This window comes from Nocardiopsis sp. NPDC050513 (genome assembly GCF_044457925.1).
In the GTDB taxonomy this organism is placed as follows: Bacteria; Actinomycetota; Actinomycetes; order Streptosporangiales; family Streptosporangiaceae; genus Nocardiopsis.
Genome location: NZ_JBITHK010000011.1, coordinates 35,257 through 55,056 on the forward strand (window position 1 = coordinate 35,257; position 19,800 = coordinate 55,056).

At 74.2% G+C, this 19,800-nt stretch carries 13 protein-coding genes; 5 read left to right on the forward strand and 8 right to left on the reverse strand.

Annotated features, from left to right (window positions below; all coding sequences use genetic code 11):
- The first annotated feature begins 8 nt into the window (after positions 1 to 8).
- A complete protein-coding gene (locus ACIBFB_RS19745; protein ID WP_397232115.1) occupies positions 9 to 776 on the forward strand; it encodes a Scr1 family TA system antitoxin-like transcriptional regulator in 768 nt (255 codons plus the stop codon).
- Positions 773 to 943: a DUF397 domain-containing protein gene (locus ACIBFB_RS19750; protein ID WP_397232117.1), complete on the forward strand. Its 171-nt coding sequence runs from the start codon at positions 773 to 775 to the stop codon at positions 941 to 943. The genes ACIBFB_RS19745 and ACIBFB_RS19750 overlap by 4 nt, the downstream gene beginning before the upstream one ends.
- A gap of 149 nt (positions 944 to 1,092) precedes the next feature.
- On the opposite strand, the gene ACIBFB_RS19755 is transcribed toward ACIBFB_RS19750, so the two are convergent.
- From ACIBFB_RS19755 to cobC, 7 genes are all read right to left on the reverse strand, one after another.
- Positions 1,093 to 2,301, reverse strand: a complete 1,209-nt coding sequence (locus ACIBFB_RS19755) for a DUF4192 domain-containing protein (RefSeq protein ID WP_397232119.1) — start codon at positions 2,299 to 2,301, stop codon at positions 1,093 to 1,095.
- 204 nt (positions 2,302 to 2,505) lie between these two features.
- Positions 2,506 to 3,855: a GGDEF domain-containing protein gene (locus ACIBFB_RS19760; protein ID WP_397232121.1), complete on the reverse strand. Its 1,350-nt coding sequence runs from the start codon at positions 3,853 to 3,855 to the stop codon at positions 2,506 to 2,508.
- A 698-nt stretch (positions 3,856 to 4,553) separates the two neighbouring features.
- Entirely contained in the window at positions 4,554 to 7,226 is a 2,673-nt protein-coding gene (locus ACIBFB_RS19765) for a GTPase (protein ID WP_397232123.1), read from the reverse strand.
- Complete coding sequence (locus ACIBFB_RS19770; RefSeq protein ID WP_397232125.1) at positions 7,223 to 9,133, reverse strand: dynamin family protein; 1,911 nt, start codon at positions 9,131 to 9,133, stop codon at positions 7,223 to 7,225. The genes ACIBFB_RS19765 and ACIBFB_RS19770 overlap by 4 nt, the downstream gene beginning before the upstream one ends.
- A 72-nt stretch (positions 9,134 to 9,205) precedes the next feature.
- On the reverse strand, positions 9,206 to 10,486 hold the full coding sequence (gene cobA / locus ACIBFB_RS19775) for a uroporphyrinogen-III C-methyltransferase (protein WP_397232127.1): 1,281 nt from the start codon (positions 10,484 to 10,486) through the stop codon (positions 9,206 to 9,208).
- Between the two features lie 284 nt (positions 10,487 to 10,770).
- Positions 10,771 to 12,594: a nicotinate-nucleotide--dimethylbenzimidazole phosphoribosyltransferase gene (gene cobT / locus ACIBFB_RS19780; protein ID WP_397232129.1), complete on the reverse strand. Its 1,824-nt coding sequence runs from the start codon at positions 12,592 to 12,594 to the stop codon at positions 10,771 to 10,773.
- Positions 12,595 to 13,810: 1,216 nt separating this feature from the next.
- Positions 13,811 to 14,833: an Rv2231c family pyridoxal phosphate-dependent protein CobC gene (cobC, locus tag ACIBFB_RS19785; protein ID WP_397232131.1), complete on the reverse strand. Its 1,023-nt coding sequence runs from the start codon at positions 14,831 to 14,833 to the stop codon at positions 13,811 to 13,813.
- Positions 14,834 to 15,103: 270 nt separating this feature from the next.
- Between cobC and ACIBFB_RS19790 the strand changes: the two genes are divergently transcribed.
- Together ACIBFB_RS19790 and ACIBFB_RS19795 are read left to right on the forward strand one after the other, a co-directional pair.
- Positions 15,104 to 16,219 carry a peptidoglycan recognition family protein gene (locus tag ACIBFB_RS19790; protein WP_397232133.1) on the forward strand — a complete coding sequence of 372 codons (1,116 nt, stop codon included), beginning with the start codon at positions 15,104 to 15,106 and terminating at the stop codon, positions 16,217 to 16,219.
- Positions 16,220 to 16,385: 166 nt separating this feature from the next.
- Positions 16,386 to 16,976 (forward strand): GNAT family N-acetyltransferase, encoded by a 591-nt coding sequence (locus ACIBFB_RS19795; RefSeq protein ID WP_397232368.1) that lies wholly within the window; start codon positions 16,386 to 16,388, stop codon positions 16,974 to 16,976.
- A 46-nt stretch (positions 16,977 to 17,022) separates the two neighbouring features.
- On the opposite strand, the gene ACIBFB_RS19800 is transcribed toward ACIBFB_RS19795, so the two are convergent.
- Positions 17,023 to 17,292, reverse strand: coding sequence for a DUF6504 family protein (locus ACIBFB_RS19800; RefSeq protein ID WP_397232135.1), 270 nt, complete (start codon positions 17,290 to 17,292; stop codon positions 17,023 to 17,025).
- Positions 17,293 to 17,595: 303 nt separating this feature from the next.
- Here ACIBFB_RS19800 and ACIBFB_RS19805 point away from each other — a divergent pair, with 303 nt between their 5' ends.
- The gene (locus ACIBFB_RS19805) at positions 17,596 to 19,767 is read left to right on the forward strand and encodes a serine/threonine-protein kinase (protein WP_397232137.1); all 2,172 of its coding nucleotides are present in this window, start codon (positions 17,596 to 17,598) and stop codon (positions 19,765 to 19,767) included.
- The last annotated feature ends 33 nt before the right edge of the window (positions 19,768 to 19,800 follow it).

The window sequence follows — 19,800 nt, forward strand, 5'->3', positions numbered from 1 at the left end:
TCTGGGACATGACGGTTTCCGAGTTTGCAACCACTCTCACTCGATACCGAGAAGTTGCGGGATTAACGCAGTACCAGCTTGCAGCGAAAGCGCGGACGTCCTCCTCGTCAGTGTGCCGCTGGGAGTCAGGAGCGGTGCTTCCCAAGCGGCGGAACGCTGAGCTTCTGGATCAGGCATTCGACGCAAAAGGCAAGCTCTTCGCGGTGTGGCGGATGGCTGCTGGTGGCCGATCCGTCCCGGAGTGGGGGGCGAACGTCGCGGAGTTGGAGGCATCCGGTCAGTCGGTGGAGTGGGTCTGTCCCCTCCCAGCGGTCCCTGGAATCTTGCAGTCACCGAAGTACGCACGCATCGTTTTCGAGGAAGCGCAACCGTTCCTTCCCGCAAAGGAACTCGACAAGTTGACTCGGATGCGATGTGAGCGATTTGAGCAGGTTTCTGAGCTTCGTGTGACTGCTGTGTTTCCGGTGTCGGCGCTGACGACGTTTCCAGAGGATGCGCGCTCGGAGCAAGTCACGCACTTACTGCGGTTGACGGAGTCAGGACGTGTACGTGTCCTGGTCATCCCAGAAGGTTCGCTGCTGGTGGGGCTCCCGTCCCCCTTGCTGGTCTTCCGAATGCGGGACGGTTCCACCCTGGCAAGCAGTGACCATGCAAACGGCAATATCGTGTACAGGGAAGGAGATGGGCTGGACAGGCTGAAGGAGCTGGCGAAGCGCTTCATGCAGTCCGCTCTTCCCGAGAGGGAATCCCGGCGCGTGTTGGAAGGACTACTATGAGCGACTGGCACAAGTCCAGCTACAGCAGCACAAGCGGTCAGTGCGTGGAAGTACGGGAGACTCCCCAGGGAGCGCATGTCCGCGACACCCAGAACCGTGACAGGGGAACCCTCTCCTTCGACGCCTGGGAGTGGCGCGCGTTCCTGGACGTCGCCTCGGGCCTTTGACCCGCCCCCCGTTTCCGCGAGGCCCCTTACCCGTCCCGCAGCAGGGACCCCGTCAGTGCGCTGACGTCGGAGGCTCCCCCGTCACCATGGAATACCCAGAGCATCCGATGTGTGACCTGTCCCCTTCCCCTCAGACGGCTTCGGAACGACTACCCGTCCCAGTCCTCCCTCCCCTCCCGCCAGCGGGGTGCGGCCTCCCGCCACCGCTGCACCGGCATCCCCCAGGCGAGGGCGCGGCTCATGAGCAGCGCCATCGAGTACCCGGGATCGGCGGTCAGAGACACGTCCAGGGCAGCGGAGACGAGTTCCCGGTCGTCGCTCTGCCAGGCCGCGACCGCGAGCAGCGAGGCCGGGGCCGCCCGCAGGCGTTCGGGGACGTGCCGCGTGACCCGGCTCCAGAGCCTCCGGTGCACGTCCGCGCTCCGGGCGGTGATCCGCGCCCACACCTCGTCCCGCACCCGTGTCTGCGTCAGGTACACGCCCAGGGAGGCCAGTTCGCGGGGCCCGGTGAGCCCCTCCCCGCGGCTCTCCGCCCGCACCGCGGCGCGGACCGTGGGAAGCCCCAGGTCCACCAGGGCGTCGGAGCCGCGGGCGGCGTGGTCGCGGGCCACGGCCTCCACGTCCTCGACTGCCGCCGCCACCTCCGTGGCGAGTGGACCGGCGACCGGTTCGAGGAGCGCCCTCACCCGTGCGGAGTCGGCCCGTTCGGCGTGGACCGGCGCCAGTGGCGTGATGCCGCGCAGGACGGCGTCGGCCGGGGCCGTGGACCGGTCCACGTCGACCAACGTGCCCTCGGGCGGACAGCAGGAGGGGTCGACGCAGGTGTAGGACCAGTACCGGCCGCCGGTGACCCGAAGGGCGTCGACGACGGTGATCCCCCGCTCCCGCGCGGCGCCCACGAGTCCGTCGACGTACGGGGTGACCCGCTCCGGCGGGCCGAACGCGACGACCAACAGTGCGTCGCAGCGTTCGGCGACGGCGTGGGCGACGGCCGGAGGCGCGGTTCGCGAGCCTGGAGGGATCCCCTGGCCGCCCAGGTCCGCGCGCAGCACCGTGTGCACACGGCCGTCCTGGAGCGCCAGGACCACGATTCCGGGATCGGGAGGTCCGCCCGCGAGGTACGGGAGCACGGCGATGACGTCGGTCGGTGTGGTGAGCCTGAGCGTGGCCGGAGGGTCGGCCGACGAGCCTCCGGAGGACCCACCGGGCACACCGGTGGCCGTGTCGCCGACAGGGCGGGGCCGGGGGACGGATGTGGGCTCACGCCCGGGGAGTGACGCGGCGGTGCCGTGCTCAGCGCCGCCGCGGCGGTCGGGGTCGAAGGGGTCTACCGGGTGTCCGTGCTGGTCGAAGCGCATACTTCAACGGTGCGTGATCGGACGGAAGCGCACAACGGCGTCTTGGGGTCTGTGGACGACGGGCGCGGCCCCGCCCCGGACCGGGTCCTCCCCCGGTCCCGGGACCGCCCATCGGACAGCGGGGCAACGGTACCGGGACCGCCGCCCGCCCTGGGCGGGGCCGGCGGACCGCCAGGGCACGGCGGTCCCTCCAGGCTCCCGGGGTCACTCGACCTCGCCGCGCCCGGACAGGTTGCCCTCGCGCGGCCCGGGGATCTTCCCCGGCACTCCCGGGCGCCCGGCGGGCAGGCACACCCGATTGCGTCCGGTCTCCTTCGCCCGGTACAGGGCCAGGTCAGCGGCGGTCAGCAGCTCGACCAGGTCGTTGCCGTGCTCGCCGGTGACCGCGGCCCCGATCGAGACCGTGATGGACACCGGCACGTCGTCCACCGATATCTCCATGCACCCGACCTGCGCCCGCAGCCGCTCGGCCGCGTGCCAGGCCTCGGACGTGTCCGACCCCGGCAGCAGCACGACGAACTCCTCGCCGCCGAAGCGGCCGAGCAGGTCGGACTGGCGCAACTGCTGCGCGATGGTCGTGGCCACCCCCAGCAGCACCTGGTCGCCGAACAGGTGGCCGTAGTTGTCGTTGACCCGTTTGAAATGGTCGATGTCGATGATCAGCACGGCCGCCGTCCCCCGCCCCGAACGCGCCCTGGCGATCTCCACCGACGCCTCCTGCTCCCAGGTCGGCGCATTCAGCAATCCCGTCTTGGGGTCGGTGCGCGCCGCCATCTGCAGCTGCTGGAACAACAGGCTGCGCTGGAGGAGCAGAACCGGCGGAACGGCGATGGCCAGCAGGAACAACGTGAGCTGCGCGAGGATCGCCACGGTCACCCCGACACATAACTCGACGGCGTCGACCGTGCACGCCTCCCGGTCCCACATGGGCCGCAGCGACGCCCCGGGCCCCATGCTGATCCTGGCCGCCAGCGCCACCAGGATCGTGTTCAGCACCGTGAATCCGGCACAGCACAGGACCGCGATCAGCACCCCGGCGCCGGTGGCGAGGCTGTCGTGGGCGTCGGGCACCCCGCCCAGCGCGTCCCAGAGCCCGTCGGCGGCCACCGCGTGCCACACCACCGACGCCAGGAAGCCCGACAGCCCGATGGCGGTGGCGTTGAAGACCCGCCGGTGCGCCAACGCCCGCCTCGCCCGCAGCTGCAGCAGGAGGAACACCGGGACGGGGACGATGAGGGAGTACACGGGCGGCAGCAGGAGGACGATCGGGAACCACCACGCCCCCAGGAGATCCCGGGCCAACCCCGCGGGCACGCCCAGGCGGCGGATCGCCTCGACGCAGATCCCCGCGCACACGGTCAGCGCCAGGAAGGTCACGACGTCGGCGAGCGTCACGGTGGTCAGCGCCGCCGCCGCACCGAACAGGAACAGCGTCGCGAACAGGAGCAGCCCCATGTAGACGATCAGGCCCCGAGGCTGTTGGAGGATCGGCCAGCACGACCGTTCCCCGACGGCCACGCCCTCCGCCGCCAACGGCTTCTCCGAGATACTCACGGCTCCATCCTCCCTCCCTGCGTCACGCTCCGCAGTCCGACCCCTACACGTGCTACTGATAGGTGAACCACCCCTTCCGGTTCTCCCTTCGACGACCCGATTTCGCGCGGAGTTCCACGCCGTCGTCACCCGGCGACCGCCCCGGGACACCACACGTACAGGTGGGTACGTCAGCACGGCCCAGCGCGCCACCCCCCAACACTTTACATTACGTTGGGTAATAACTTAATTGCTGAATGTATGATCGGCGCAGGCAGAGACGAGAATGACTCGGGGCTCGCGCTTCGTCAGGTGGGGTGGAACCGGGCTTCGAGACGTTCTACCGTAGGATCCGGCTTCGATGGCCGTTTTCGGACACGAGGCGCCGACCGAACCAGGATCCCGCCCCACGAGGCCGGCGCCGCCCGATCGGAGGAGGACACATGTACAGCACCGTGCAATGGACCTGAGACCCGACACGACTCGGGGGGGGGGGGGGGGGGGGGGGGGGGGGGGGCGGCGCCCCCGGGGGGGGGGGCGCGGGCCCGCCCCCCGGCCGCCCCCCCCCCCCCCCCTCACCCCACACAACCCCCCCCCCCCCCCCCCCCCCCCCCCCCGCGCGCGGGGGGGGGCGCCCCCCCCCCCCCCCCCCCCCCCCCCCCCCCCGGGTCGTCTGGCCGGCCCCGCGCGGAGCCGCCGTACTCACACGGCCAACGGCCTCACGAAGCCGCCCCCGCCACCTCGTAGGCCGCGCGGAAGGCCCGGTAGCGGTCCAACTCGGCCGCCATCGGCTCCACCGCCCGCCGACGCGCGATCTCGGCGACCCGCTCCACCGCGACCCGCTCCACCGTCTCGCGCCGCTGCACGGCCGCGACCTCGACCAGGTTCGCGCAACCCACCCCGGTCAACCATCCGACCAGGAGGGACGCGACCACCAAGGCGCCGGAGTAGGCGACGAACACCGGATCGTCGAACACCGCCATCCCGGTGAGGCCGCCGGCGAGCCAGCTCACGAGAGCCACGAGCGCCCACACCAGGCCCAGGCCCGCGGCGGCCAGCAGCGCGAACTGCGCCGACCGCGCGACCTTCCACCACGGCGCGGTCCGCTCGGAGGCGCTGACCGCGCCCGAGACCGCCTCACCCAGCTCCGCCGGAAGCTCCGAGACCCCGCTGAGCGCGGCCGCGCGCATGCGCCGCCGCCACGGCGCGGGCATCCCGTCCGAGACCCCGTCCGCCGCCTCGCCCAGCACCGTCTCCAGCTCCGCCACGTGCGCGTCCACCGGACCGCCCGCGCCCGCGTCGCTGTCGTCGCGCAGGAAGTCGAGTTGAACCGCCGAGAGCGGATCCTTGCGCACCCGTCCCAGGAGTCGGGCCAGCGGCCAGCCGACCTCGCGTCTGCCGCGCTTGACGTCGTTGGTCTCGGTGACGTCGGCGACGGCCCTGACCCCCGCCGCGCTCGCCAGGCCGCCGCGGATCCGCTCGGCCACCGGCTCGGGGACGGACCCGGGGATCTCCCCCTCGCCGTGGAACTCCTCGAAGGCCACCACGACCTGGTCCAGGTCCGCGACCAGACGGTCGACCAGCGCGCGGCGCTCGCGCACCGCCTCGCCGAGGAACTCGCGCAGGTCGCGAATGCCCTGGCCGGTGACGGTCGACGTGGTGATCACCCTGGGGTGCACACCCGACTCGGTCTCCATCAACCGCCGCAGGTCGGTGAGCAACTCCTCCAGCTCGTCCGGTTCGACCCGGTCGACCTGGTTGAGGACCGCGACGGTCACCGCCCCGTGCCCGGCCATGCGGGCCAGGTACCGGTGGTGGACGGCGGCGTCGGCGTACTTCTGCGGGTCCAGGACCCACACGAGCAGGTCGACCGACCCGATGAGCCGGTCGGCCTCGGCGGTGTGCATACTGCGTACGGAGTCGTGGTCGGGCAGGTCGAGCAGGACCAGGCCGGTCAGTTCGGAGTTGCCCGCGTCCAGGACACCGGTGCGCGAGTGCCGGTAGCGGGTCGGCACGCCCAGCCAGCTCAGGAGTGCGTCGGCGCCCTCGTGCCCCCACACGCAGGCGTGCGCCTTGGACGTGGTGGGCCGGGTGACGCCGGTCTGCGACAGTTCCAGCCCGCACAGGGCGTTGAACAGCGACGACTTGCCGCTCCCGGTTCCGCCCGCCAGGGCGACCACGGTGTGCTCGGCCGACAGCCGCAGGCGCGCGCCCGCGTGGTCGAGCAACTGCGCTGAGCGGGCGACGACCTCCTCCGGCAGATCCTCCTGGCCGAGTTCGGTCAGGGTGGACAGGGCGTCGAGGCGTTCGATGAGCTCGGCCCGCGTGACGGTCGTGGCGGGTTGCCAGTGGTCGTGGCTGGTCGGGCGGTACTCGTCGTCCTCGGCACCGGTCGCCTGGGTCTCCGCGGGCGCGGCGGCGTCGGTGTCGGCGTCCGCCGTCGCCTCGTCCGCGGGCTCCGGGGCGGCGGTGTCCGGGCCCACCGCGCGGAAGGCGCCGGAGACGGCGGACGGACCCGGCACGCGCCGGGGCAGGGGACCGCCGTCCTCCTGCTCCACCGTCTGCGGTGCGGGAACCCCGCCGTCGGTCGGGGCCGCCTCGGTCGGCGACGCGGCGGACGGAGTCCCGGCCGCCCCCTCGTCGGCGCCGCCGGCCTCGCCGTCCTGGTCCGGAGCGGGGACCCACTCCGGCGGGTTCGAGGTCACGGCGGGGAAGGCCCCGGTGTTGCGCCCGGCGATCTGGGCGTCCTCGGCCGCCTCCGCGAGGCTGCCGACCCACCCGGCCAGCCCGTCGGGGTCGTCGCCCTCGCCTTGGGCGTCACGTGAGCCACGGGTCTCGGCGACGCCGCGACGAACGCCGCGCACACCGCGTCGGCCCCGTTCGGCCCTGGCCCCGCGCATACCCCGGACACCGCGGCCCGGGTGGGCCGCGTCGTCCCGTGCGTCCTCCGCCGCGGCGGGGGCGAGAAGGTCATGGCCACCGGTGTCCTCGGCGTCGGCGCCCGTGTCGCGGGTCCGGGCCGCGTCCGGGCCCCGCCGGGCCGCGTCCGCGTCGCCCTCCGGGGCATCGGACACGCGCGCGTGCCGACCGGCCGGCCTGTGGGGCGCCATCGGCGTCTCCTCGGGGGGCGCCGCGTCCGGGTAGCCGGCGATACCGTCGTGCGCGGCCTCCCCCGCCCCCGTCCCGACGCCATGGTCCGGCACGGGGTCGGAGTGCTCGGGCACCGGCACGGTGTACCCGCGCCAGGGGCCGCTCCCGTCGGACACGGCCTCACCCTGCCGGGCACGGTCGTCGCTACGGTCCTCGGACCCGCCGGTCGGTCGGACCTCGTCCCCTGGTTCGGCGGATCCGGTCTCCCCGGACGGCCGCGTGGGGTTCCACTGAGTCGTCATCGTGCAATCTCAAGGTTGTACGTGGCCTGATACAGCTGGACGGCACTGTCCTCGGACGGGATCCCCGCCGACGCCAGGGTGCTGTCGAAGGGCGCGCGCTCCTGGTCGAGCAGCGCCCCGACGCGTTCGCGCAGGTTGTCGCGGGCCGCCGTTCCCATGCTACGGAGGGACTGGGCCCCGAACAGCCCCTTGAGCAGGCGCTGTGGAGAGGGGCCGGAGGCGTCGGCCGCGTGCGCGCCGCCGCCCGAACGGGAGCGATCGTAGCCGAGCAGGTCCATGATGAGGACGAGCGCGACGATGTCGTGGTCGAAGGTGACGAACCGCGCCACGGACCGCTTGGTCGCCCCGCTGGCAGCGGTCATCTCCGCGATCTCCCTCTGCCACTCGGCGAGCTCCTTGCGGACCCGCTGGGCCAGGAGGCCGCGCCCCGGCAGCTCCGACGCCTTCTCGACCAGTTCCTCGCCGCCGGGAACCTCCCGCCAGCGACCGTCGATCTCCTGACCCGCGCGCTCGGCGGCGGAGACCACGAGCGCGGCCAGGGAGTCGCGCACCGCCTCCTCCAGCGCCGCGACCCGCTGCCCCCGTTCCTCGGACTCGGCGCGGCCCCGCCTGGCCCGCTTGCCGCGCAGCCGCAGGCTCCGGGCGAGCTCGCCACTGGCGGCCACCTCCTGCCAGCGGGCCAGCAGGGACCCGCTCAGCAGAGAACCGTCGGCGAGCCCGGTGTCCACGTGGCGGCGCGCCCCGGTGTAGGACTCGTCGACGGCTCCGCCGAGCGCCCGCCCCACCTCCACCTGCGTCTCCACCTGGCGCGCCAGTTCGGGCACCCGGGAGCGGAAGCTGTCGACCACCCCGACGAACGTGCGCCGCGAGACCCGGTCGCGCTGGTCGGCCTCGCCCGCGACGTCCGCGAGGTAGGTGCGGATGTGGTCGGCGACGTTGGCGGTGAAGCGCTCCCCCTTGACCTGGTCGGTCTCGGGGATCGCGAACCGCGCCGCCCCGCCGAGCCCGTTGGCCTCCAGCATGGCGCCGAAATGGTCCAGGAGCTGGCGGCGGCCCTTGCGCGGCACCCGGGAGAGCACCACGGCCAGCGAGGTGTCGCGGTCCCGTGCCACCTGGAGGAACTCCCACACCCGGGCGTCGGCGTAACGGGTGCTCGTGGTGACGAACACCCACAGGTCGGCCGCGTCGAGGAACTTGGCCGCGAACTCGTGGTGGGCGGCCACCGCGGAGTCGACGTCCGGAGTGTCGAGCAGTGCCACCCCGCGCGGCATGGCCTCGCTGGCGGCGAGCACGAGCATGCCGTCCTTGCCCGGCATGGCCAGGCCCTGCTGGCGCACACGCGGCAGCGCGGGGATGAAGGAGGACTCGCTGAACCAGTCCACGTCGGCCGGATGGCAGGCCAGGACCGGACTGTTGGTGGTGGGCCGACGCACGCCGGTCGTGGTGACCTGCTCGCCGACCAGGCTGTTGACCAAGGTGGACTTGCCCGCGCCCGTGGAACCGGCGACGGCGATCAGCAGCGGGATGTCGGGCCGCCGCACCCGCGGAAGGACGTAGTCGGACAGCTGCGCCAGGAGATCGGCCTGGAGCACCCGACCCTCCTCGGCGGCGGGCAGCCCGTCGGCGAACCCGAGGTCGCGGATCTGGATGCGCAAGGACTCCAGGACCCGCTCGAAGCGGTTATCCTCCGGTACCGGCGCACGGTGTCCGCCGGAGTCGGGCGGAGCAGTGGGTCCGGCGGTGGCCGGAGCGGCGGATTCGCCCGGGCCTCCGTGGGCCGGGGCGTCGGCCACGGGTACGGATCCTGGGCCCGGGGCGGGATGGTCGGAGGTGGCGGCCGGTCCGGTGCCGAACCGGTCCGAGGCACCGGAACCACTGGTGTCCGGTGCGGCCGACGGCCGGGTCATGATCGGTATGCCCTCCTCATCGGTGCTGACGGTCCCCCGCCGCACGGACGTCGAACGCCGCTGGCGGGGGTCTCACTGGAGATCGCGCCCGGTCGCCAGTCGACGCGTCTCGAACTGGGTCCCCGTGTGCAGTATGTCAAGATCCCGCGCCGTTTTGACCACTTCTCCAATGATCACCACCGCCGGGGGCCGCACCCGGGCCGATCGGACCGATGCGGCGATGTCCGCCAGAGTACCCGTGACCGTCCGCTGCCCTGGCAGGGTGGCCTCCTGCACCACCGCGACGGGGGTGTCGGCGGGACGCCCGTGACCGACGAGCGCCTCGGCGATCGCCTCGATCCGCTCGACGCCCATGAGCACGACCACCGTCCCGCCCGCGCGGGCCAACCCCGCCCAGTCGACGGTGGACCGCTCGTCCCCCGGAGGCACGTGCGCGGACACGATGTGCACGTCCTGGGCGACCCCGCGGTGCGTGGCGGGGATGCCCGCGCTGGCGGGTGCGGCCAACGCGCTGGTCACCCCCGGGACCGCGATGACGGGCACCCCGGCCGCGGCGCAGGCGGCCGCCTCCTCGCCGCCCCGGCCGAAGAGGAAGGAGTCGCCCCCCTTGAGCCGGACCACGAACTTGCCCCGACGGGCGCGGTCGACCAGAACCCCGTTGATCTGTTCCTGGGTCATCGAACGCCCGTAGGGGATCTTCGAGGCGTCGACGATCTCCACGTCGGCCGGGAGCCGGTCCAGGAGCGAGGTGGGTGCGAGCCGGTCGACCACGACCACGTCCGCCTGGGAGAGCAGCTGCTGCCCGCGGACCGTGATCAGACCGGGGTCGCCGGGGCCTCCGCCGACCAGCGCGACACCGCTGAACCGCTCGCGACCGCGCCGGGCGTCGAGGGTTCCGTCGGCGAGCCCGTCCGTGATGGCGTCGCGCAGACCGGCCGCCCTGCGCGGGTCGCCGGAGGCCACGACGCCGACGGTGATCCCCCCGGCGGTCCCCGAGGCGGGGGTCCAGGCCGAGGAGGCGTGCCGGTCGTCCGCGCGGACACACCAGACCCGCGCGGCCTCGGCCTCGTCGGCGACCGACGCGTTGACCCGGGGATCGTCGGTGGCTGCGTGGACCAGCCAGTAGTCGGGGACGTCGGAGCCGGAGACGTCGCCAGGGGCGAAGGGCCGCCGCTCCCACGTGATGCGCCCGGCGTCGGCGAGGTCCTCCAGAGCGGCCGAGACCTCGGGAGCCACCAAGGTGACCCGCGCTCCGGCCTCCACCAGGACCGGGACCCGGCGACCGGCGACCCGTCCTCCCCCGACCACGAGGACGTCCCGGCCCTCCATGCGCAAACCCAGCAGATAAGTCACGGTCGCGCCCCTTCCGTCGTCCGTACCGGCCCCCGGCGACGACGGCGGGGTGCGCGGATGGCGGTCCATCGCGCCGCCGGCGATGTTCGGCGATTGTGCGATTCACCTTGTCAAAGCGGTATTACGCCCGGGTAAACCGGTGTGCGCCCCAGGTGTGAGCCCGACCGCACCGCACGCCGCGGTCGCGGACGGCGGGCGACCCCTCCCATGAGGTCATACCCCGCTCCCGGCGGCCCGGCCGGGAGCGGGGACGCCGGCGGCGCCCGCCGGACCCGCCCGGCGGCTCAGTCCGCGGTGGACACACCCGCGTCATCGAAGGTGGCGACGTCCCGCAGGGCACGTGCCGACGCCTGGAGGATCGGCAGGGCCAGTAGGGCGCCCGACCCCTCCCCGAGCCGCATCTGCAGATCCACCAGCGGACGCAGTCCCAGGTGGTCCAGGGCCAGGGTGTGCCCGGGTTCGCTGGAACGGTGCCCGGCGAAGCACGCCTGCACCGACTCGGGCGAGATCGCCGCCGCGGCGAGCGCCGCGGACCCGGCGATGACGCCGTCGAGCAGGACGGGAACGCCCAGAGCGGCGCCGCCCAGGACGAAACCGGCCAGGGCGGCGTGCTCCAGGCCGCCCAGCCCGGCGAGGGTGCCGATCGGGTCGGCGGGGTCCACCGGGTTGGCCGCCAGGGCGCGCCGCACCACGTCGACCTTGTGCTCGAAGGTGGCGTCGTCCACACCCGTCCCGCGCCCGGTGGCGGCCTCGGGGGCCGCCCCGGTGAAGGCGCACACCAGCGCGGCGGCCGGGGTCGTGTTGGCGATGCCCATGTCACCGGTGACCAGGCAGCGGTTGCCCGCCGAGACCAGGTCGCGGGCGACCTCGATCCCGCCCTCCAGAGCCTGGAGGGCCTGTTCACGGGTCATCGCCGGGCCCCGGGTGAGGTCGGCGGTGCCGCGCGCGACCTTGCGCGGCAGCAGCCCGGACGCCCGGGGCAGGTCCCCGGCCACGCCCACGTCCACGACGGTGACCTCGGCGCCGACCTGCGCGGCGAAGGCGTTGACCACGGCGCCTCCGGCGAGGAAGTTGTGCACCATCTGGGCCGTGACCTCCTGGGGCCAGGGGGTCACCCCCTGGGCGTGGACACCGTGGTCACCGGCGAACACCGCGACCGCGACCGGTTCGGGGATCGGCGGCGGGCACACTCCGGCCAGCCCGGCGAGACGGACCGACACGTCCTCCAGGACGCCGAGGGAGCCCTTCGGCTTGGTCATGCGGTCCTGCCGGTCCCTGGCCTCCTCCACCGCGCGGGTGTTCAGCGCTCCGATGGCGGCGATGGTCTCCTCCAGCAGGCTCGTGGGCTCCTGGCCGGGCAGACCGCGGCGGCCGTAGCGGTCACGGTGCACCGCCCAGGACAGGGGGCGCCCGCCGGCGGTACCGGCCGGGTCGGTCTCCGGTTCGGCGGGGAACTCCTCGACGTAGCCGACGCAGAGGTAGGCGACCACCTCCAGGTGGGAGGGGAGGCCGAGGACGCGGGCGAGGTCGCGTTCGTCGAGGTGGCTGACCCAGCCGACGCCGAGCCCCTCGGCCCGCGCGGCCAGCCAGAGATTCTCGACGGCGAGCGCGGGAGAGTATCCCGAGCTCAGCGGCTGGGCGTGGCGGCCCAGGGCGTTCCGGCCGCCGCGCGCGGGGTCGACGGTGACGGCGATGTTGAGCGGGGCGTCGACGATCGCCTCGACCTTGAGGCCGGACAGAGCGCGGGCGCCGGGCAGGGTGCGCTCGTGGTCCTCGCGCTCGGCCGCGGCCAGGTCGCGGACGCGGGCGCGGAGGCCGGTGTCGTCGATGAGGAGGAAGTCCCAGGGACGGGCGTCTCCGACGCTGGGGGCCTGGTGGGCGGCCTCGAGCACGCGGGTGAGCACGTCGTCGGGGACGGGGTCGGGTCGGAAACCGTCGATGACGTCGCGGCGCTCGCTGATGGCCCGGTAGACGGCGTCGCGTTCGGGGGCGCCGTAGGTGTGATCGGCCGGTGGCTCGGGGGCGGCGTGGGCCGGAGGGGCTTGCTGGGGCCGCTGACCGGTGGTCGCGGGCTCCGGGTGGGGCTCGGCGGCTTGCTGTGCTTGCACGGTGTTGCTCCGCTCCGCTTCCGTGGTCGTGGGACGCGGTTGCTCGGGTCCGGGTGGGGTGGGGTGGTGTCCGTGGGCGGTGGGTGCCGTGGTCGGTGCGGGCGCCGGGTGGGGGCGGGCGCCGCCCTGGGCAGGGGCGCGGTCACTCGCGCGGAACGGGATGACGTTGGGTCGCGGGTCGCCGACGGCCGGTGCGGGCGCCGGTCGCGCGGGCGCGGCGGCGGTCTGTCCGCGGCGGGGCGCGGTGGGTGGCGCGGGTGCGACCGGTGCGGCGGGTGCGGTCGGTGCGGCGGGTGCGGTCGGTGCGGCGGGTGCGGTCGGTGCGGCGGGTGCGGTCGGTGCGGCGGGTGCGGTCGGTGCGGCCCGCCCCGATGCCGGGTGCCCCGCTGAGGCTGTACCGGGGGTCGCCGACGCTGCGGAAGAGGCGGGAGCGCCGGATGCGGCGGGTGCGGCGGGAGAGGACCGCACGGCGGCTACGGACGGCGTTGCGGCTGGGCCGGTCGTGGCGGCTCCGCCGTGGGTGGCGTGTGGGGCGAGCCCGGGCGGTTCGACGAGAGCGGCCTGCTCCGCGGCGGCGGGCCCGGCCGCCGCGGCTTCGGCGTGTGCCGCCGCCCGCGGAGCGGGATCCGCCGGTTCGGCGGCGGCGTCGGGCTCCGGCGGGATCGCCGCGGCCGGCACGGACGCCGCTGCGTCCCCCGCGTCCCACCGAACGGCCCCCGCGTCACCCCGCACGGCGGGCGCGGGTTCCGGGGGCGCCGTCGGCACCCCGGCGGCGGACGTCGCCGACCCTCCCGAGGTCCCGCTCTCCTGCCCGTGTACCGGCGCGGGCGGAGTCTGCCCGACCGTCGTCGGAATCGGCTCCGTGGTCGTCGGGTCCGTGCGCGGCACCGACGGCCGGGGCGGCTGCCGGAACGGATTGGTGTCGCGTCGAGGCTGGACGGGCTGGGCGCCCCGACCGCTCTCGGGCAGCCCGTCCAGGAGTCCCCCGGCGTCGCCCGCGCCCGCGGCGGAGTCCCCGCTCCGTTTCCGGGACGACCCCTGCGCGCCGCCGCGGCGGGCTGACCCGCGGTCACCGTTGGTCATGAACGCTCCCCGAAGAGGTGTCGACTACCCGTTGTCCGCCTGATCCGACATAGACCGGTAAGCGTAGTCTGCGATGTTTCTACCGTTCACCCGGGTCCCCGCCCCTCGCGACCACCCCGACGCGTCCGGACACTCACCTGGTCAACTCTGCCAGAGCCCGCTCCAGGACGCGGTTGGCGTCGGTTCCGCGCACCGCCACCCGGAACCACTCCGGCCCCAGCCCCGGGAACGTGTCCCCCCGCCGAACGGCCACGCCGCGCTCCCGCAGCCTCCGCCTGAGTCCTTCCCCGTCCGGCGACCCGACCAGGAGGAACGACGCCCGGGCCGACGGCACGACGGTCAGCCCCAGCCCGCTCAACGCCGATGCCAGGCCCTCCCTGCGCCCGGCGAGCCCCACCGCCCAACGCTCCGCCTCCGCGACGGCCTCCGGCGAGCAGCAGGCCTCGGTCGCCACCAGCGCCGGAGTGGACACCGCCCACAGCGGCTGGGCCGCCGACAACGTCCGCACGAGGCCGGAACCGGCCACCACGTACCCCGCGCGCAACCCCGCCAGCGACCACGTCTTGGTCAGGCTGCGCACCACCGCCAGCCCGGGCAGATCCCCCCGGGACGCCAGGGACTCGGGCTCCCCGGGAACGCAGTCGGCGAAGGCCTCGTCCACGACCAGGACCCGTCCGGGACGGGCGAGCGACGCCACGACCCCGGCCGGGTGCAGCACGGACGTGGGATTGGTGGGGTTGCCGAGCACGACCAGGTCGGCGTCCTCGGGCACGAGCGCCGGGTCGAGGACGAAGTCGGGCCGGAGCAGGACCCGCTCCACCGCGTGCCCGGCCGCGCGCAGCGCCGCCTCGGGCTCGGTGAACTGCGGGTGCACCACCACCGCGCGACGCGGCTGCAGGGCACGGGCGATCAGGACGAACGCCTCCGCCGCCCCGGCGGTCAACAGGACTTCGCCCGCGTCACGCCCGTGGCGGCGGGCCGCGGCCGCCCGCGCGGCCCCGGGATCGGGATAGGAGCCCAGGGTCGCGAGCGATTCGGCCAGTCTCCGCGCGAGCCACTCCGGGGGCGCCGCCGCACGCACGTTGACGGCGAAGTCGAGCAGCCCCGCACCGACCTCGGCGTCGCCGTGGTGCCGTAGGTCGTGGTCGTCCCGCACGTGTTCTCCTCTCGTCCCGACGGCGCCACGCTACCCAAACACCCCGTAAGCACCACGAGAGCCCACCCATCGCCAAGGTCGGGTCGGCTCCGAGAATCCACCGTGGCGCGCCGAAACGCCGACGCACACGGGCTTGTGGCAGGCTGTCCGGGCCTCCCCCCGCCCCCGGGAACGGCCCGATCCGCGACCGGCGCCGGGCGGCGCGCCCCAGGCGTCCGTCCCCGCCGACGGCAGGGCCTGTCCATCGCCGCCCGCAGAGAAGGACGAAGTATGCGACGCCGCTCATTCCTGGCCAGTTCCACCGCCCTCGCGGGCCTGACCGCGCTCGGCACCGCACTGCCCGCGCGCGGTCCCGCCCTGGCCGACACGGCCCTGGAGATCCCCCGTGTCATGGCCGAACCGGCCTCCGCCGCCGCTGGCCTGGTCCGCCCGGACACCCGCTTCGACGTCGTGACGGTGACCCGGCCCGTGACGACGCGCACCGAACCCGCCATCCGCTTCGAGACCGGCGGAGTCCTCGGCGCCTGGGAACCGGTGCACCTGCACACCTCGGGACGGGACGACCGGGACCCCGTCTCCTCCGCCGTCGTCCGCGCCCCCGAGGGAGCCACGGGCTACGAGGTGCGCGGCGGCGCCCAGACGTCGGCGCTGAACCTGAGCGACGGAGAGGCGCTGCGCCTCGACGGCCCCGCCCGCACGTCCCTGTCGGCTCCGGACGGGGGCTACCAGACCCTGAGCGGCCCCTACGGACGCCCGTCCGCACGGTTCGTGACCCGCGCGGGCTGGGGCGCGGACGAGTCGTACCGCTTCGACGACGAGGGCAACGACCTCTGGCCCGCGGAGTTCCACCCCGTGCAGGCGCTCACCGTGCACCACACCGCCCTGGCGACCAGCGGCGACCACGCGGCCGACGTGCGGGCGGTCTACCACCTGCACGCGGTCCAGCTGGCGTGGGGGGACATCGGCTACCACGTGCTGATCGACCCCGACGGCGTGGTCTACGAGGGTCGCCACTCGGGCGGGGACGGGGTGCCGGTCTTCTCCGGTCGGCCGAGGCCGGGCCGCGCCGCGTCGGTGACGGCCGGGCACGCCTACACGTTCAACCACGGCAACGTCGGCGTGTGCCTGCTGGGTGACTTCACGGACGAACTGCCCACCCAGGCGGCCCGGGACTCCCTGGTCGACGTCCTGCGTCTGCTGTGCGCCGTGACGGGCGCGGACCCGGCCGCGGAGATCGAGTACGTCCACCCGGGCACCGGCGCGAGGACTCCGGCGCGGACGATCTCGCGGCACCGCGACTGGCTGGACACCGAGTGCCCGGGGAACGCGTTCTCCGAGGTGTTCGACACCGAGATCCGCCAGCGGGTCGTCCGCGGCCGGGGCTGAGGAGCGCGCGGTGGGGCGTCGGCGCGGTGGGATACTGCGGTGAACCCTGTGTGGGGAAGTGCGTACGTTCAGCACCTGTACGTCGTAGATCATCCAGATACGCGAAGAATGTTCCACAACGCGTAGGGTGTGCGCATTGCCCGACGACCGAGGACCCGCCCCGCCCATGCCCGACGCCCCGCCGCGCGACCCCTCCCAGTGGATCCTGCCGACCGTGATCCTGGAGACGGAGCGGCTGAGGCTGCGCGCGTTCGTCGAGGGCGACATCGACGACGTGTACGCCGCCTGCACCGACCCCGAACTCCAGCGGTGGGTGCCCATCCCCTCCCCCGGCACGCCCTACACCCGCGAGGCCGCCGAACGCTGGTGCCGGGAGACCACGACGCTTCTGCGCACCAGCGGCGACGGGCAGCAGTGGGCGATGGAGGAGCGGGAGAGCGGCCGTCTCGTGGGGTGCGTCGGGTTGCTGCGCACCCTGTGGCCCGCGATGAACACCGAGATCGGTTACTGGGTGTCGCCCTGGGCGCGGGGCCGGGGGCTGGCGACCGAAGCCGCTGTCGCGGTCTCGCGGTGGGCGATCGACCAGGGCTTCCAGCGCGTGGAGATCAAGGCCGCCACGGACAACGCCGGTTCGCGCGGGGTGGCCGAGCGCGCCGGGTTCACCCTGGAAGGCGTCGAACGCAGCGCGATGCCGCTGCACGCGGGCCGGGCCGACCTGGCGGTCTACAGCCTCCTGCCCGCCGACCTGGGACGCTGACCGGCGGAGCACCGTCCGAGCGGTCGCACCGCCCTGGGGCCCGGCCTCAGTCCCAGACCCGCGACAGCAGCCACTCCCCCGTCGCGGTGTCGTGGCGCAGCTCGTACACCCCCTGGGCGTGGGCGGTTCCGGCCTCCACCCGCCAGTGGCGGCGTTCGGGCACCTCCGAGGTGCTGGCCGGGCTCCAGTCCATGCGGACGGTCACCCAGTGGTCGAGGATCCTCCGCACCCCGTAGACCCGACCGTTCCACGTGAACCTGGCCGGCCGCCCGTCGTCCTCGACGACCGTGACCTCCGCGCCGTAGTACCGCCCCACCGCGCTCCCCCTCAACCTCGACCGACCCCTGCCCAGACGCACGCCGCCGGACCGCCCGCCCGGAGGAAGCACGGGCCGGCGTTCGAACGTGTGTTCTAAGACTAGCGAAATCCGCACCCCCGCGGAACCGTTTCGCGCGCGCGGGCGTCCCCCCGACCGAACCCCCGCGCGGGACCGCGAGGGTCCGACCCGAAGGTCGTTCCGAAGGTCCGTGCGCAGGCTGACCACACCGGAACCCGCGGCCCTCCGACCTCGGTACGCTGAGCCGCGCACCCTCCCCGATCCATGCGAGGACCCTCAACTGTGACGTCGAACGGGCATCAGAGCGGCCGCCCCCTGCGCGCGGGGGATCCGCGCGAACTCGGCGGCTACCGGATCGTCAGCCGCCTGGGCAGGGGAGGAATGGGAACGGTCTACCTCGCCCGGGACACCGCGGACCGCCCCGTCGCCGTCAAGCTCATCCGCCCCGACCTGGCCGACGACGAGGCGTTCCGGCTCCGGTTCGCGCGCGAGGTCGGGTCCGCCCGGCGCGTGGCCCGGTTCTCCACCGCCGCCGTGCTCGACGCGCGCCTGGACGGGGACCCGCTCTTCATCGTGTCGGAGTACGTCTCCGGCCCCACCCTCGACGAGCACGTCCGCGCGGAGGGCCCGATGCGCGGCGGCACGCTGGAGGGCTTGGCGCTGGGCGTCGCCGCGGCGCTCACCGCGATCCACGGCTCCGGGGTGGTCCACCGCGACCTCAAGCCCGCCAACGTCCTCCTGTCCACCGTGGGCCCCAAGGTCATCGACTTCGGGATCGCCCGCGCTCTGGACGACGAGGACGGCGCGGTCACCCACTCCAGTCAACTCATCGGCACGCCCTCGTACCTGGCCCCCGAACTGATCCTCGGGGAGAGGGCCGCCCCCGCCGCCGACGTCTTCGCGTGGGGATGCCTCGTCGCGTTCGCCGGCACCGGATCCGCCCCCTTCGACGCCGCCACCGTCCCCGCCGTGCTGCACAACATCTCCACCGCCCCGCCGCGCCTGGAGGGGCTGGATCCGAGCCTGTCGGACCTGGTGGGCGCCGCGCTCGACAAGTCGCCCGCGAACCGTCCGACCGCCAGTCGGATCCTCGCCCTGCTGACCGGGCAGGAGGAGCCCGAGGAGGCTGAGGTGCGGCGTACCATCAGCACCTCCTGGGCGCCGCCGGGCCCACCCCCGGTGCCGGGCCCGCCTCCCGTGTCGGAGCACCGGTCCGCTGAGCCGACGCGGGTCACGCCGATCCAGGCCCCGGCCGCCCCGACCCAGGTCCACGACGCGCGATCCGGGTACGCGCCCTCCGGACCGCAGACGACCGTGTACGTCGGCCGACCGCCCCACGGACCCGGGCCGGGCACGGGGCGACCCGCGGACCCCGGAGGGCGCCCTCCCCAAGGGGATCCGGCGGCGGCTCACGGCCGCCACGGACCGTCCGACGGCCACGCGTCGCCGTTCCGACAGGGTCCGCCGACGGGCCTGACCCCGCGCGACGGGCAGCCGTTCGACGCCCGCTCCGGAGCGGGCGGCGCCGGAGGACCTGGCGGCCCCGGTGGCCCCGGCCAGCCGCCGCGCGCGCCGCAGGGGGTCGGTGCGACACCGCCCCGACGCGGGCGCGGCCGCCTCGTGGCCGTCGCGGGCGGAGCGCTCGCGCTGGTCGTGATCGCGGGCGTGGGCGCCTTCACCCTGCTGTTCGGCGGTGACGCGCCACCGGAGATCACGGTGTCGATCTACGGGCACGACTTCGCCGCCGACCCGGGTTGGAGCAACGGCGTCTACGACCCCGAGGCCGAGGAGGACGACGGGTACTGGGCCGGGCGCGGCATGCTGCTCTCCCTCGGCCCCGAGGGCGACGCCAGCCGCGGCGAGATCGCCCCCATCGAGCCCGAACTCCCCGACGCGGTCCTGGTCACGGCCACGGCGCACATGGTGGAGGGGCCCGCCCAGGGCCAGTTCGGGGTGCGCTGCTGGGACAACGCGGACCACCAGGGCGAGGACCAGCGGAGCATGTACGAGGCGCTCCTGCGTTTCGACGGACGGACGGCGGAGATCCGCCGGGTCGTCTTGGACCAGGGCTCCAACGAACCCCTCGGCGAGACGGTCGACGTGTCCGGCTACCTGCGCTACCCCCAGTTCGAGGAAGGGGGCGGGACCCAGGAGGGCGACGGCGGCGACCCCTACGACATCGGCCCCGACGACACCCTGGTCGCCAACGCCGTCGCGCTCGCGTGCGAGTTCTCCGCGGGAGAGGGCGGCGAAGGGGACCGGATGCGGCTGCGGATGTGGGTCAACGACGAACTCGTCGTGGAAGCCGTCGACGACAACCCGCTGCCGGACGACGCCGAGGAGCCCGAGGACCGGCGCCGCGTGGGGGTCGTGACCCGGACGGGCCCCGGCAACACACGGATCGGAGTGCTGTTCACGAGCTTCTCGGTGCACGAGATCCTCGCCGGGGACTAGCCGGAGGCCACCGCGGCCGCGTCCCCGTCCCCC